The 14,010-nt window shown below is 68.7% G+C and carries 14 protein-coding genes; 10 read left to right on the plus strand and 4 right to left on the minus strand.

The annotated features are described in order from the left end of the window. Positions 1–132: 132 nt before the first annotated feature. From AC5JJ2_RS01035 to AC5JJ2_RS01050, 4 genes are read left to right on the plus strand one after another with little or no spacing between them, the layout of a single operon-like run. Positions 133–948: a menaquinone biosynthetic enzyme MqnA/MqnD family protein gene (locus tag AC5JJ2_RS01035; protein ID WP_495856104.1), complete on the plus strand. Its 816-nt coding sequence runs from the start codon at positions 133–135 to the stop codon at positions 946–948. Beyond that, entirely contained in the window at positions 908–2,035 is a 1,128-nt protein-coding gene (gene mqnC, locus AC5JJ2_RS01040) for a cyclic dehypoxanthinyl futalosine synthase (protein WP_495856105.1), read from the plus strand. Before AC5JJ2_RS01035 ends, mqnC begins: the two co-directional genes overlap by 41 nt. 37 nt (positions 2,036–2,072) lie before the next feature. Next, positions 2,073–2,873, plus strand: coding sequence for a hypothetical protein (locus AC5JJ2_RS01045; RefSeq protein WP_495856106.1), 801 nt, complete (start codon positions 2,073–2,075; stop codon positions 2,871–2,873). Positions 2,874–2,888: 15 nt separating this feature from the next. Next, positions 2,889–3,617, plus strand: coding sequence for an ABC transporter ATP-binding protein (locus AC5JJ2_RS01050; protein WP_495856107.1), 729 nt, complete (start codon positions 2,889–2,891; stop codon positions 3,615–3,617). Position 3,618: 1 nt separating this feature from the next. Here AC5JJ2_RS01050 and AC5JJ2_RS01055 read toward each other — a convergent pair whose 3' ends face one another. Together AC5JJ2_RS01055 and AC5JJ2_RS01060 are read right to left on the minus strand one after the other, a co-directional pair. After that, positions 3,619–5,091: a serine hydrolase gene (locus AC5JJ2_RS01055; protein ID WP_495856108.1), complete on the minus strand. Its 1,473-nt coding sequence runs from the start codon at positions 5,089–5,091 to the stop codon at positions 3,619–3,621. Positions 5,092–5,163: 72 nt separating this feature from the next. Then, positions 5,164–6,003 (minus strand): hypothetical protein, encoded by an 840-nt coding sequence (locus AC5JJ2_RS01060; protein WP_495856109.1) that lies wholly within the window; start codon positions 6,001–6,003, stop codon positions 5,164–5,166. Positions 6,004–6,473: 470 nt separating this feature from the next. On the opposite strand from AC5JJ2_RS01060, the gene AC5JJ2_RS01065 reads away from it, so the two are divergent. The 6 genes from AC5JJ2_RS01065 (at position 6,474) to AC5JJ2_RS01090 (ending at position 12,840) form a co-directional block, all read left to right on the plus strand. Further along, on the plus strand, positions 6,474–7,643 hold the full coding sequence (locus tag AC5JJ2_RS01065; RefSeq protein WP_495856110.1) for an Lpg1974 family pore-forming outer membrane protein: 1,170 nt from the start codon (positions 6,474–6,476) through the stop codon (positions 7,641–7,643). 197 nt (positions 7,644–7,840) lie between these two features. Continuing rightward, positions 7,841–9,481, plus strand: coding sequence for a hypothetical protein (locus AC5JJ2_RS01070; RefSeq protein WP_495856111.1), 1,641 nt, complete (start codon positions 7,841–7,843; stop codon positions 9,479–9,481). A gap of 58 nt (positions 9,482–9,539) precedes the next feature. After that, positions 9,540–10,538 carry a FecCD family ABC transporter permease gene (locus AC5JJ2_RS01075; RefSeq protein ID WP_495856112.1) on the plus strand — a complete coding sequence of 333 codons (999 nt, stop codon included), beginning with the start codon at positions 9,540–9,542 and terminating at the stop codon, positions 10,536–10,538. Continuing rightward, on the plus strand, positions 10,535–11,317 hold the full coding sequence (locus tag AC5JJ2_RS01080; protein ID WP_495856113.1) for an ABC transporter ATP-binding protein: 783 nt from the start codon (positions 10,535–10,537) through the stop codon (positions 11,315–11,317). The genes AC5JJ2_RS01075 and AC5JJ2_RS01080 overlap by 4 nt, the downstream gene beginning before the upstream one ends. A 71-nt stretch (positions 11,318–11,388) precedes the next feature. Beyond that, on the plus strand, positions 11,389–12,213 hold the full coding sequence (locus tag AC5JJ2_RS01085) for an ABC transporter substrate-binding protein (RefSeq protein WP_495856114.1): 825 nt from the start codon (positions 11,389–11,391) through the stop codon (positions 12,211–12,213). 39 nt (positions 12,214–12,252) lie between these two features. Further along, complete coding sequence (locus AC5JJ2_RS01090; RefSeq protein ID WP_495856115.1) at positions 12,253–12,840, plus strand: anthranilate synthase component II; 588 nt, start codon at positions 12,253–12,255, stop codon at positions 12,838–12,840. A 181-nt stretch (positions 12,841–13,021) separates the two neighbouring features. On the opposite strand, the gene AC5JJ2_RS01095 is transcribed toward AC5JJ2_RS01090, so the two are convergent. Together AC5JJ2_RS01095 and AC5JJ2_RS01100 are read right to left on the minus strand one after the other, a co-directional pair. Further along, positions 13,022–13,474 (minus strand): GNAT family N-acetyltransferase, encoded by a 453-nt coding sequence (locus tag AC5JJ2_RS01095; protein WP_495856116.1) that lies wholly within the window; start codon positions 13,472–13,474, stop codon positions 13,022–13,024. A 40-nt stretch (positions 13,475–13,514) separates the two neighbouring features. After that, positions 13,515–13,997 (minus strand): hypothetical protein, encoded by a 483-nt coding sequence (locus AC5JJ2_RS01100; protein WP_495856117.1) that lies wholly within the window; start codon positions 13,995–13,997, stop codon positions 13,515–13,517. Positions 13,998–14,010 lie beyond the last annotated feature (13 nt).

The following is a 14,010-nucleotide window of genomic DNA, read 5'->3' on the forward strand; positions in this document are numbered from 1 at the left end:
TGCACGATTCGCGGCCGGCCGGCAATCGGGGGTGGCCCCCCCTTCGTTGTTACCTCCGACAAGCTCCTGCGGTTCTTCAGTCGGGCGAAGTTGTATACTTGCTCCGATCTATCCAGCCGTCCCGAGGGCCATATGCGACCGATCCGCGTGGGGGCCGTGAACTACCTGAACTCGAAGCCGCTCGTCGAAGGGCTGACCGAGTTCTCGGCCGACCTCACGCTCTCGCTCGACTTGCCGAGCCGCCTCGCGGACCAGATTGCCGCCGGGACGCTGGATGTCGGCCTCATCCCCGTCGTCGAATACTTCCGGGCCGAGAACTACTCGTTCGTCCCGAACATCGGCATCGCGTCGCACGGGCCGGTCCTCAGCGTGACGCTGTTCAGCCGCGTGCCGTGGGCCGCGATCCGCTCCGTGTCGCTGGACGAGGGCAGCCGGACGAGTGCGACGCTCACGCGCATCCTGCTCGAACGCCAACACGGGCTGAAGCCGAGCTACCGCCAGCTGAAGATCGACGAGCCGGCCGACGCCGTGCCGACGGACGCGGTCTTGCTCATCGGCGACCGGGCGATGAAGGCGTGCCTGCCGGGGTTCGAGTTCGCCCACGACCTCGGCCAGGAGTGGCACGACTGGACCGGACTCCCGATGGTCTACGCGGTATGGGCGGTCCGCGAGGGAGTCCGCCTCGGCGACGCGGAACGGGCGTTTCATAAGGCGAAGCAGCTGGGCCAGAAGCGGGCCGGGGAAATCGCCGCCCGCGAAGCGCCGGCCCTCGGCCTCGACGCCGGGTTCTGCCGCCGCTACCTGACGAACATCATCCGGTACGACCTCGGCCCGCGGGAGCTGGCCGGGATGACCCGCTACCACGACCTCGCCGCCGACCTCGGGGCGGCCCCACGGGGGAAGGACCGTGTCCACGACCATCGACGCGATCTTGTCGAAAGCCGCTGACGGCCGCCGCATCTCGTTCGACGAGGGCGTCACGCTCATGCGGGACTGCCGCGACCTGGCGAAGCTCGGCCGGGCCGCGCACGCCGTCACGACGCGGCTACACCCGGAGCCGTACCGCACGTTCAACATCGACCGGAACATCAACTACACGAACGTCTGCGCCGCCGTGTGCGACTTCTGCGCGTTCTACCGGAAGTCACACGACGCCGACGCCTACGTCATGCCCCGCGAGGAGCTGCACGCGAAGGTCCGCGAGACGGTCGCCCTCGGCGGCGATCAGATTTTACTTCAAGGCGGGATGCACCCGTCGCTGAAGCTCGAGTGGTACGAGGAAATGCTCCGCGACCTGCGGGCGAACTTCCCGACGGTGAACCTGCACGCGTTCAGCCCGCCGGAAATCTGGCACTTCCACAAGATCAACAAGCTCCCGCTCCGCACCGTGCTCGAACGGCTGAAGGCCGCCGGCCTCGGCAGCATCCCCGGCGGCGGCGGCGAAATCCTCGTGGACCGCGTGCGGAAGGAACTGACGAAGGGGAAGGCCCTCGCCGACGAGTGGCTCGCGGTCAACGCCGAGTGGCACAAACTCGGCGGGAAATCGACCTGTACCATGATGTTCGGCCACATCGAGACGATGGAAGAACGGGTCGAACACCTGGACCGCCTCCGCCGGCAGCAGGACGAGACCGGCGGGTTCACCGCGTTCATCTGCTGGACGATGCAGCCCGGCCACAAGATGGCCGACTTCCCGCCGGTCGGGTCGTTCGAGTACCTTCGCGTGCAGGCGATCAGCCGGCTCTACCTCGACAACATCCCGAACATCCAGTCGTCGTGGGTGACGCAGGGCGGCAAGATCGGCCAGGTCGCGCTCTTCTACGGGGCGAACGACATGGGGTCGCTGATGATCGAGGAGAACGTCGTCGCGAGCGCCGGGACGGTCCACTACCTGACGCTGGAGGAGATCAAGCGGTCGATCCGCGAGGCCGGGTGGGAGCCGCGGCAGCGGAACGTCTTCTACCAACTGATCGAGCCGAAAACCGAACCGCCGAAGGCCGAGCCGCCCTCGCGGTCATTGCCGATCGTGGCCTGACCCGGAGAATGACCGCAATCGTTCTCCGGGGGCAGACATGGCCGAGCCGCTCGACATCGACGAGATGCGCCGCACGCTGGCGCGGGTTTCCATCTACCGCCGGGTGTGCGACCAGGTCCGGGCCAGCGCCGGGCACACCCTTTTCAACGGCGTCTTCTTCCTCGGCATCGCGTACCTGAACTACAACTTGATCGGTAAGTTCCACCCGATGCTCCTCGGCCCGATCCTCATCGGGACGGGGGAAATCCTCGTCGGGCTATGGAAGCGGGTCCGGCCGTCGCCGGAGTGCGTGCTGCTGGACGCGCTCCTGCAAACCGCGTTCGTGTTGTCCATCGTGATCCGCGAGTACCTCTTCATCCAGCAAGGGTTCAAGCGGCAACCGAGTACGCTCTCAGTCGTCATCGGCCTGTGGGTCGCTTACGACGCCTACAACACGTTCCAGTATTACTTCCAACTCCGCCGGCTGTTCGTCGAGCGGCCGACGGGGGACCACATCGCCTACGTGGACGACCTACGGGCGGACGTGGCCGAGGGCGTCCCTGAGAGCGACCCGTCGGCTGTGGACCTGCCGACGAAACCGCGGCTGAAGGGGAAGCTGCTCGGCGACGTGGCGTTCTTCCTTGACCTGGAGTCCGGCGAGTTGTTCCTCTGCGCCCGTGACGAGATGGAGATCGCCCGCGAGGTCCGCGGCGGCGGCGACCCGAATGGCGTGCTGACAATCCTCCGCGAGGAGTACCCCCCCTTCCCGCTCGACCCGGCGACGTGGGCCAACTACGCGAAGTGGAAGACCGCCGGCGGCGACCCGCCGCCGCCCGTCACCGTCCTCCCCGGCCGCTAACCGGAACGTCACTTCATGATCGAAGTCGAAGGGCTGACGAAGCAGTTCCCCGGCCGCGGCGGCGCGACCGTCGCCGTGGACGACCTGTGGTTCAAGGTCCAACCCGGCGAGGTGTTCGGCCTGCTCGGCCCGAACGGGGCCGGCAAGACGACCACGCTGCGGATGCTCTGCACCGTCCTCAAGCCGACGGCCGGGTTCGCGACCGTCGCCGGGTTCGACGTGGAGCGGGAGGGCCACCGCGTCCGCGAGCACGTGGGGTTCCTGTCCGCGAACACCGGCGTGTACGACCGGATGACCGCCCGCGAGATGGTCGAGTACTACGGCCGCCTCTACGGCCTCGCCGGGGAAAAATTGGCCTCCCGATTGGATTTCGTCTTCTCCACCCTCCAGATGCACGACTTCGCGAACGTCCTCGGCGGCAAGATGAGCACGGGGATGAAGCAGAAGGTGTCGATCGCGCGGGCGCTGATCCACGACCCGCCGGTGCTGATCTTCGACGAGCCGACGAACGGCCTGGACGTGCTGGTGCAGCGGAACGTGATCCAGAGCATCGCCGCCCTCCGCGGGCAGGGGAAGACGATCCTGTTCTCGACGCACATCATGACCGAGGTGACGAAGCTGTGCGACCGCGTCGCGATCATGGCGAAGGGGAAGATCGCCGCCTGCGGCACGCTCGACGAGCTGCGGGCAAAGTACGGACAGGACGACCTGGAAGAAATCTTCTTCAGCCTCGTGACCGAGTGAGTTACTTCCTCTCGAAGACTTGCCCCTCGAATTGAAATGCGTCCGGGCCGGCCTTCCCGACGCGGAACGGGAGCAACCGGTCTTCGAGCAGCCCGCTCGTGAATCGGAACGTGTCCGCCTCCCAGTGGTCGAGTTGCACCGCGAACGAACTCCACCGCCAGACGAGTTTGCCGTCCTCCAACCTCACCTCGGCCTCGCCGTAAGCCGGCTCGGCGTAGTTGCCGGCGAACTCCTTCAGCGGCACGGACGGCGGCACGTTCGCCCGCCGGGCCGCGCGGACCGCGGCGGCTTGCGCCGCCTTCTCGTCCGAATCCTTCCTAACGGCGTCCAACAGGATCGCGTTCCAGTCCTTACGCGGCAGGTCGAGGGCGATGTCCGCGAGGTCGTTCGTCACGGCCTGGTTCATCTTCGTGTCGTGAAGGTTGTTCACGATCGCGACGCCGAGCTTCGCCGTCGGGACGAGCGCCACCTGCACGCGGAACCCGTCGATCATCCCGCCGTGCGCGACGACGAGCTGCCCGCGGTAGTCGTACACGACCCACCCCATCGCGTAGCTCATTTGCACCGTGTCCGGGTTCAGCCGCCGGAGGTTCGCGTCCATCGGCAACGGGTTCAGCGGCCGCCTCGTCTCCGCGAGGGCCTCGGCGGATACGAGCCGCTTCCCGGAGTGGACGCCGTGCGCCAGGTGGAACCGCAGCCACGGGATCAAGTCGCGGGCCGTGAGGTGAATCGACCCGGCCGGGTTCGGTTCCCTCGTCTCGTACACCGGCATCGCGATCAACTTCCCCCCCTTGCCCGGCCGGTAGCCGGTCATCTTGTCCGCGCCCGCAAACGCCGGGTCGGCCGTCGTGAACAGCACGCCCTTCATCCCGAGCGGGCCGGTGATCCGATCCCGCACCTGCTCGGCCCACGGCCTCCCCCCGCGGACCTCGGCGGCCCGGCCGGCGGCCATGAACATGAGGGTCGAGTATTCGTAGCTACCGCGGAACGGCCGGTCCACCGGCAGCTTGTCGATGCGCCCGAGGATTTCCTTCTGATCCCACGTGGCGTGATACCAGATGAGGTCGTGCCCACGGACGCCGGACCGGTGCGAGAGCAGGTCGCGGAGCGAGATCAGCGCATCGACCCGCGGGTCCGCGACGTGGAACGTCGGCAGGTGCTTGCGGACCGGGTCGTCCCAGGCCAGCTTCGCCTCGTCGGCCAGCATCGCCAACAGCGTGGTAGTGACGGCTTTCGTGCAGGACGCCAGCGGGACGAGCGTGTCGGCGGTCGGCGGCCCCGGCGAGCCGACCTTCTTCACCCCGTACCCGCCGCAGAACGCGCGATCGCCGTGGACGACGGCGACCACCGCCCCAGGCACGTTCCACTTGGCGAGGGCGGACGTGACCGTCGCGTCGAGCGTTCGTTGGTCCAACTCCGCGGCCCGAAGCTGTCCCACGAACGCAAGCCCGAGGCAGAGGCCGAGTAGCCGCATCGAGAGGGTTCCAGAAAAGAAACAGCCCGTACCACTCGGTACGGGCTGGAATGGATCGTTGTCCAGGCTCGATTAGAGGCCGTTCGTCGCGCCGAAACCGATCTTCCCGCCGCCGAACCCGCCGCCGAATTGACCGCCGAACTGACCGCCGCCGAAGCCACCGCCACCGAACCCGCCGCCGAACCCGCCCTGGCCGCCGAACCCGCCGCCGCCGAACCCGCCCTGGCCGCCGAACCCGCCGCCGCCGAACCCGCCTTGGCCGCCGAACCCGCCGCCGCCGAACCCGCCCTGGCCGCCGAACCCGCCGCCGCCGAAGCCCTGGAAGCCGCCGCCGCCGCCGCCGCCGAACCCACCGCCGCTGAACACCGACGGGCCGGTCGTGAAGGTTTGTTGTTGGTACACGCCGAGGCCGCCGAAGCTGAACCGCTGGCCCTGTTGCAACGTCGCCCCGCCGCCGGAGAAGCTTTGGGTGCCGATGCCGCCACCGCCGCCGAACCCGCCGCCGCCTTGGAACCCACCGCCGCCCAGCCCGCCACCGCCCAGGCCTCCGCCACCCAACCCGCCGCCGCCGAGGCCGCCGCCACCCAGCCCGCCGCCGCCGAGGCCCTGCTGCCCGCCGCCCTGGTTGCCTTGGTTCTGTTGCCCCGTCCCGGAGAACGGTACGTTTTGGTTGCCGTTCGGCCGGAGCGGCGGCCGGACCAAGGAGCGGAACCCCGGCGGGGTGTTCGGGTCCAGTTGCCCGCGCGGGAACACTGGCCGGAAGATGTCCGTCCGGTTGCGGAGCTGGCCGGGGAACTGGCTGCTGTTCGGCACCTGGGCCGACAGCCCGCCGGTGAAGACCGGCAACACGGCCGAGGTCACGACCATCAGGCCCGTCGTCACGAAGAGGCCGCGAATCGCGAGTCGAAACATGGGTAACCTCAGTTACGCGTGGTGGTCCCGTTGAACGTGGCTGGCGAGCGCGATCCCTGCTCTGACACAGTGTCTATGTTCCCGCCTAGCCGGAGTTCGGTCAATCCAAATTCCGATTCGGATCGCCCGCCCGCCGGCCCGCCCCCGCACGGCGTGGCAAGACCGGCATAACCCAACTCCCCTTTTCTACCTAACGCCGCACCGCGTCGGCCGTGAGCGACAATATTCTCGGAAAAATTCCCGCCCGGCCCCGGTTCCCGCCCGGTTCTGCTCTTGACCGAGCCTTTCGACCCGTTATTGTCCGCCCGACCTGCGACTGGCTACACACTGAACGCCGTTGGGGAACGGCATCCGCGCCCGGTTCGGGACGGTTTGAGGGGCAGGGTTGGGGAGCCTTGCCTCGGACAGGTCGCCGACGGGTCGATAGGGGGATGGGTCATATGCGCCACAGCTTGCGTGGGGGTCTCTTGGTGGCGGCCGCTCTGCTCGCCGCACCGAAAGTATCGCAGGCCCAGTACGCCGAGTCGTACTCGATTCCGGGTCGGCCCGAAGTCATCGCGCCGATCCCGACGGGGAAGCCGGACGAGAACGGGTTCTTCGGGGCGTTACAGTTCCTGGTCGGCACGACCTCGATGGGCATCGGCGACCAGACCGTGGCCGTCCGCGGCCTGATCGACTCCAGCGGCCTGCTGACCGGCGTGCCCGGCACGCTGATCGGCAGCGGCACGCCGGCCCTGACGACCGACCAGTTCGGCCGCCGGAGCTGGATGCCGGGCTACCAGTTCAGCCTCGGGTACAAGTTCGACACCGGCCTGTCCGTGTACGGGCGGTTCGGCCAACTGGCCCGGCACAAGTACTCGGCCGGCGCGTCCGGCCCGGCCACCCCGTTCTTCCAGAACCGGGCCGACCTGGCCGACTCGTTCCTGACGGCCCCGGTGTTCAACTTCTCGCCGGACTTCGCCGGGCCGGACATCAAGACGCCGTTCGACCTCGACCTGAACAACCCGACCGGCAACTTCTTCGGCATCTGGAACGCCGCCGCCGTCATGGACATCCAGTTCGAGCAGCAGTTCACGTACGGCGACCTCGCCGCCCGCGTCCCGCTGTTCGAGACCGAGTACAGCCGCGTGTACGGGTTCGGCGGGCTACGGTACGCCTGGTTCTTCGAGCGGTTCTACTGGCGGACCGTGTCGGCCGACATCGACGGCAACTCGTTCCCGACGGACGTGGCCATCTACACGAACACGCTGTCGCAGCGGATGTACGGCCCGGCCCTCGGGTGCGGGCACGAGGTGTACATCGGCAAGCGGTTCGCCGTCGGCCTCGACGTGTCCGCCGCCGGCCTCATGAACCTCGCCAAAGAGCGGGTGAAGTACAAGCTCGGCGACGAGAGCACGCAGGCGAAGCGGAAGCGGGTCGAGTACGAACTCGTCCCGAACGTGAACGCCGACCTCAACCTCATGTGGTACCCGATCGAGGGCGTCCAGCTCCAGGCCGGGTGGTCGTACCAGTCGTACTTCGGCACCCGGTACATGAAGGAGCCGATCGCGTTCAACGTCGGGGCGCTCGACCCGGCGTACAACATCAAGGCGTACCGGTTCGTGTCCGTGTTCAACTTCGGCGTCGGGTTCTTCTTCTAACCGACGAAGGACGGACGCAAGCGTTCCCCACGGATCGACCTCGCTGGAGGGCCACCCGGCCGCCGGCGGGGCGATCCGGTTCCGGTTGTGGCGGAACGTGATTGCCGCGTCCCAAGCTCTGACTACGATACCACCCACAGGGTTACGGCAGCCGCGGGCGGCCGGGTATCGTCTCATCAGACGCGAGGGGAGCGAGCATGGCCGACGGGCGCGACGAGTCCACATCGCCAACGACACGTCACCGGTACCAGTGGACGGAAATCTTCCGCTGCTTCCAGGTCGCACTCGACCCCCGCAAACTGCTCGTGGCCGCCGCCGGCATCCTCGCGGTGTCCCTCGGGTGGTACGTCCTGTCGCTGGCGTTCAACCGCAACGCCCCGGACCCGAACGCCGCCGAGTACACCAGCCAGGACTACCTCCAGAAGGAGTTCAAGGGGTACAAGGTCGGCGACAAGGAGTACGGGCCGGACGACTTCAAGCGGGAAGGCGAGAAGAAGTTCGCCCGCGACCTGGCCCAGTGGGAGCAACTGAACGCCCTCGCCGGCGAGGGCGGCCGCCTCCGCACCATGCCGTGGTACGAGTACCGCGGCCCGAACCCGTTCACCCTCGTGTCCACCCTCACCGGCGGCACGGCCGTCGAGCGGCAGGACGTGCTCTCGCAATTCGTCTCGTCGTCCGTCCCGACGCTGTTCGAACCGCTCATCAAGCTGCTCATCCCGATCGTGAAGGTGTTCGACGCGAACGTCAGCCCGCTCACCCGAATCTACCTGCTCCTGTGCATCCTCTGGAGCCTGCTCTGCTGGGCGTTCTTTGCCGGCGTCATCACCCGCATCGCGGCCGTGCAACTGAGCGGGAAGGACCGCATCAGCCTCGGCCAGGCCGTGCAGTTCGTCTCGACCCGCTACCTGTCCTACCTGCTCTCCCCGGTCGTCCCGCTCGGGCTGATCGCGTTCGCCGTGATCGTGCTGGCGCTGCTCGGGTTGCCGACGCTGCTGCCGTTCGTGGGCGACGTGTTGTACGTCATCCTGATCCCGCTCGGCCTGCTCGGCGGGTTCGTCATGGCCGTGCTGCTCGTCGGGCTGATCGGCTATCCGCTCATGTACACGACGCTCAGCGTGGAAGGCAGCGACACGTTCGACGCCCTGAGCCGGGCGTACAACTACGTCATGCAGGCCCCGTGGCAGTACCTCTGGTACTGCCTGGTGGCCATCACCTACGGGGCGGCCGTCACCCTCGTCGTGTTGTTCATCGGCTCCCTGAGCGTGTACCTCGGCAAGTGGTCGCTCTCGCAGACGCCGTTCAACGAGTACGCCAACCAGCGGCCGGAATACCTGTTCACCTACGCCCCGGAATCGTTCCAGTGGAAGGAGCTGCTCCTCCGCGGCAGCCCGATCGAGAAGGAACAGCGGGAGGCCGCGCTGCCCGGCAACCGGAAGGGGTACGTCCTCGTCAACAAGTACCCGGCCGAGGCCGACCGGTACATGAGTTCCTACGCGTGGTACAACTACGCCGCGGCCGGGGTGACGACGTTCTGGCTCATCCTGCTCTTCATGCTGATGCTCGGGTTCAGCTACAGCTTCTTCTGGTGCGCGATGACGATGATCTACCTGCTGATGCGCCGCCACGTCGATGAGGTGGAACTGGACGAGGTCTACTTGGAAGACGAAGAGTCGGACGCGCCGCTCGGCCCGCCGGTCACGGTCCCGCCGCCGGCGGCCGCCCCGGCGAACGGCGCGACCTCGTTGCCGATGGTCCCGCCGCCGCCCCCGGCGACGGTCGCGTTCACCCCGCCGGGGACGGTCCCCGACCCGAAGCCGCCGACCGAGGAAAGCAAGTAACTTGTCCCCCGACGCCGAAAGCCCACGGACGGTTGCCGTCCGTGGGCTTTTTTCTGTCATGCCCACCCGACCCGCGCGGCTGGTGCTGCTCGCCGCCGTCGTCGCGGTCGCGGCCATCGCGTCGGTCGCCGTCGGGGCCGTCCGCATTCCACTCGGCGACGTGTGGCGAAGCCTCGTGTCGCCCGGCGAGGTCGATCCGACGACCGCGCTCATCGTCCGCGACCTGCGGCTGCCGCGGGCCGTGCTCGCGGTCGTCGTGGGGGCCGGGCTGGCGGCCAGCGGCGCGGCATACCAGGGGCTTTTCCGCAACCCGCTAGCCGACCCGTTCGTCATCGGGTCCGCGTCCGGCGCGGCCGTCGGGGCCACGGTCGTCATCATCTTCAGCCCGGCGCAGACGTTCCTCGGCCAGTCCGGCGTGCCGGCCGGGGCGTTCGTCGGCGCGCTGCTGGCGACCGGATGCGTCTACCTGTTCGCGACGGTCGGCGGCCGCGGGTCGGTCGTGCAGTTGCTGCTCGCCGGGGCGGCGGTGAGCAGCTTCCTGTCCGCCGTCGTGTGGATGCTGCTCTCGTTCAACGACCAGAGCACGATGCAGGTGCTGGCGTGGCTGATGGGCAGCATCGCCGGCCGGGGCTGGGGCGGGGTGACGAGCGCCCTGCCGTACTGCGCCCTCGGCGTCGCGTTGTTGGTCGTGCTGTCGCGGCCGCTTGACGCCCTGACGCTCGGGGAAGAAACCGCCCGCGGCCTCGGCCTGCCGGTCCGGACGGCGACCGGCGCGGTCGTGGCGGCCGCGAGCCTGGCGACGGCCGGGGCGGTCGCGGCGGGCGGGATCATCGGGTTCGTCGGGCTGATCGCCCCGCACGTCGCCCGCCGGCTCGTCGGCCCGCGGCACGCCGCCCTCGTCCCGGCGTCCGCCCTGGTCGGCGGTCTGCTGCTGCTAACCGCGGACGTGGCCGCCCGCACCCTCCGCGCCCCGACCGAGATGCCGGTCGGCATCCTGACGGCCCTCGTCGGCGGGCCGTTCTTCCTCCTCATCATGGTGAAGACCCCGAAGCCGTGACGCCGCTGCTGACCGCCGAGGCCGTCTCGGCCGGGTTCCCCGGCCGGCCGGTGCTGCACGACATCACGCTCGCCGTCCGACCGGGCGAGGCGTGTGCCGTCGTCGGCCCAAATGGGTCCGGGAAGAGTACGCTCTTGAAGGTTCTCGCCGGGCAACTCCCGCCGTCGGCGGGCCGCGTCCGGTTCGAGGGGGCGGACCTCGCGACCCGCTCCGCCGGCTGGGTCGCGGCCCGGATCGCTCGGTCGCCGCAGGTCGAAGTGTCGGCGTGGCCGGCGACGGTGGAAGAGGCCGTCACCCTCGGCCGGGCCGCGCGGCGGGGCTGGCTGCGGCCGTACACGGCAGAAGACCGCGAAGTCGTCGCCCGGTGTCTGGCGGACGCCGACCTGACGGCCCTCGCCGCGCGGGTGGTGACGGAGCTGTCGGCCGGCGAGTCGCAGCGGGTGCTGATCGCGCGGGCGCTGGCCCAGGAGCCGAAGGTACTCCTCCTCGACGAGCCGACCTCGCACCTGGACCTGAAGCACCAGGTCGCGACGCTGGACCTCTGCCGGCGGCTCGCCCGCGAGTTGGGGTTGGCCGTCGGGGTCGTGCTGCACGACCTCGGCCAGGCGGCGAACTGGTGCGACCGTGCGGTCGTACTGTCTAGCGGTCGGGTCGTCGGGGACGGCCGGCCGCGGGACGTGTTCACGCCGGACCTGTTGTCGCGGGTGTACGATTTCCCGGTGCGGGTCGTCCCGGACGGGGACCAGTTACTGATCGTTCCAGCGAAGGGGGCCGTGTGAGAACCGGTATCTGTCTCACATTTCTGTTGTCCCTGCCTGGGTGCGGGGGGTGCGGCGGCGGGCCGGCCCCCGTGTCGGGCAAGGCCGTCGAGTTCACGGACTTCCTGGGACGGACCGTCTCGCTCCCGCGGCCGCCGGAGCGGATCGTGTCCCTCAGCCCGGAGCGGACGGAAATCCTCTACGACCTCCGCGTCGGGGACAACGTCGTCGGGGTGACGGAGTTCTGCACCCACCCGCCGGAGGCCGCGACGAAAACGAAGGTCGGGCAGTACACCGCCGACTCGTTCAGCCTGGAAACCATCGCGTCGTTGAAGCCGGACCTCGTCGTCACGTCCGGCCCCGTCCACCGGCCGGTCATCGAGGGGCTGGAGCAACTCGGCATCAAGACGGCCGCGTTCGACGCCGAGAAGTTGGAGGACATCTACAAGCACATCGAACAGCTCGGCGAGATCACGGACCGCCGGCCGCGGGCGCGGCAGGTCACGGACACGATGAAGCAACGGCTGGCGCGGGTCGCGGACCGGTTCCGGACCCGCGGCCGGCCGACGGTCTTCTACATCGTCTCGGACAGCCCGCTCATCACGGTCGGGTCGAAGTCGTTCATCTCCGGGGCGATCGAGGCCGCGGGCGGGAAGAACGTGTTCGCGGACCTGGACGCGCACTACCCGCAGGTCAGCATCGAGGAACTGCTGAAGCGGAACCCGGACGTGGTCTTCTACCCGAGCCTCGGGCACGACGGGAAGACGACGCCACCGGCGCTCCCGCCGGGCCTGGAGGCGGTGAAGGCGAAGCGGGTCCACGGCGTGAACGCGGACAAGATTTCCCGCGCCGGCCCGCGGATCGTCGAGGCCGTCGAGGAGATGGCGAACGTCCTCCACCCGTTCCAGCGGCGGTAGCCGTATAACGACCCCACCCCCGCGAGACCCGTTCGACCCATGATCCTGCTCATCGACAACTACGACTCGTTCACGTACAACCTCGTCCAGCGGTTCGGGGAAATCGACCCAACGCTGCCGATGACGGTCGTCCGCAACGACCGGATCACGCTCGCCGAGGCGGAGGCGCTGGCCCCCACGCACGTCATCATCTCCCCCGGCCCGTGTACGCCTAAGGAGGCGGGCGTGTCGAACGCGATCATGACGGCGTTCGCCCCCCGCGTGCCGCTGCTCGGCGTCTGCCTCGGCCACCAGTGCATCGGCCACAACTTCGGGGGCGAGGTGATCCGCAACAGCCGGATCATGCACGGCAAGGTGTCCCCGATCCACCACGACGGCCGCGGCGTGTTCGCCGGGCTGTCAAACCCGTTCGACGCGACCCGGTATCACTCGCTGGTCATCAGGCGGGAGACGTGGACGAACCCGGACTTCGAGGTGTCCGCGTGGACGGCCGAAGGGGAGATCATGGGCGTCCGGCACAAGCACTGGCCGCTGCACGGCGTCCAGTTCCACCCGGAGAGTTTCCTCACGGTGGAGGGGCCGAAGCTGCTGAAGAACTTCCTGGACTTGGCGGCGGTCCGGAAGTGATTTGTAGTACGGAAGTGATTTGTAGGGTGGGTCGAGTCTTCGAGGCCCACCGGTTTTGTCCCCTTTCCCGGCTCTGCGGGAGCAAGGGAGGCGAACGGCACGGCGTCAGCGTGCCGGTGGGAGCCGCGGCGAGCTACACCGGCACGCTGACGCCGTGCCGTTCGCCAAACCATGACCCACCCTACGCGGCCTTTAACAGTTTCTCGAAGATGACGAGGTTCCCACTCCGGTCCGCGTCCCACCGGATGCCGACGATGTCGTACCCCAGCTCGATGGCGAGGTGCAGCATCGGCCGCTGCTGGTTGTAACACTCCAGCCGGATCGACTCGTACCCCTTCTCGGCCGCGTACCTCTGGGCCGCTTCGATCAACTGCGCCCCGACACCCATCCGCCGCACGCTCGGCAGCACGCCGTAGAACCAGGCGAAGTACGTGTCCGGCTTCAATTCGTAGCCGAGGAAGAAACCGACCAACTCGTCGCCCTGCCGGGCGATCAGTTGCAGCACGTTCTGGCGGCCGAGGAACCGCCGCTCGAAGGAATCGACGGTCCGCGACGGGCGGAAAATCTGGTTGAACATGGCGACGATCTTCGGCAAATCGTCCGGCCCGGCGGGTTCGATGGTGGCGTCGGTCATGGCGGCCTCGGAACGAGCAGAGAAGACCCGTCACCGCGGGTCAGCCGCCGGGGCGGTACAGGCCGGCGATGAGGTCGTCCCAGCTCGGCACGTTCCAGTTCGCCACCACGTCCCGCATCACGGCGTTGGCCGGGGCCTCCGCCGCCGGTTCCTCCTCCTCGGCAAACCCTTCCTCGCCCGGTTCCTCGCCCTCGGCGGCCGTGCCGTCTGCGGCGGCCGGCTCCCCCGCCCCGCCCTTCCGCCGGCGGCGGCGGCGGCGGCGGCGACGCTTCCCGCCGTCCTCGGTCTGCTCGTCCGAAGCGGCTTCTTCACTTTCGACGAACGGTTCCGCGCTCAACGCGGGTTCGACCAGCGTGTCCTCGTCGTCGTGGGCGTCCGGGAGGCCGGTCAGCTGGATGTCCGGGGGCGAGGCGTCGTCCGCGGCCGGGTCGTGCCGCGGCGGGGTCGGCGTCTCGTCGAGGCCGAGTTCGTGGGCCAGGGAGGACCAGTGGGAGTCGTCCGGGGTCGAGTCGGTGGTGTTCATGTCGTGCGAGCTT

The sequence above is a fragment of the Limnoglobus sp. genome, assembly GCF_059499385.1.

What these genes read in the sequence shown, in the direction of transcription:
- AC5JJ2_RS01050 (WP_495856107.1), top strand. Translation starts at nt 2,889, where the DNA reads ATGATCGAAGTCGAAGGGCTGACGAAGCAGTTCCCCGGCCGCGGCGGC.
- AC5JJ2_RS01075 (WP_495856112.1), top strand. Translation starts at nt 9,540, where the DNA reads ATGCCCACCCGACCCGCGCGGCTGGTGCTGCTCGCCGCCGTCGTCGCG.
- AC5JJ2_RS01070 (WP_495856111.1), top strand. Translation starts at nt 7,841, where the DNA reads ATGGCCGACGGGCGCGACGAGTCCACATCGCCAACGACACGTCACCGG.
- AC5JJ2_RS01090 (WP_495856115.1), top strand. Translation starts at nt 12,253, where the DNA reads ATGATCCTGCTCATCGACAACTACGACTCGTTCACGTACAACCTCGTC.
- AC5JJ2_RS01060 (WP_495856109.1), bottom strand. Translation starts at nt 6,003, where the DNA reads ATGTTTCGACTCGCGATTCGCGGCCTCTTCGTGACGACGGGCCTGATG.
- AC5JJ2_RS01100 (WP_495856117.1), bottom strand. Translation starts at nt 13,997, where the DNA reads ATGAACACCACCGACTCGACCCCGGACGACTCCCACTGGTCCTCCCTG.
- AC5JJ2_RS01095 (WP_495856116.1), bottom strand. Translation starts at nt 13,474, where the DNA reads ATGACCGACGCCACCATCGAACCCGCCGGGCCGGACGATTTGCCGAAG.
- AC5JJ2_RS01055 (WP_495856108.1), bottom strand. Translation starts at nt 5,091, where the DNA reads ATGCGGCTACTCGGCCTCTGCCTCGGGCTTGCGTTCGTGGGACAGCTT.
- AC5JJ2_RS01045 (WP_495856106.1), top strand. Translation starts at nt 2,073, where the DNA reads ATGGCCGAGCCGCTCGACATCGACGAGATGCGCCGCACGCTGGCGCGG.
- AC5JJ2_RS01035 (WP_495856104.1), top strand. Translation starts at nt 133, where the DNA reads ATGCGACCGATCCGCGTGGGGGCCGTGAACTACCTGAACTCGAAGCCG.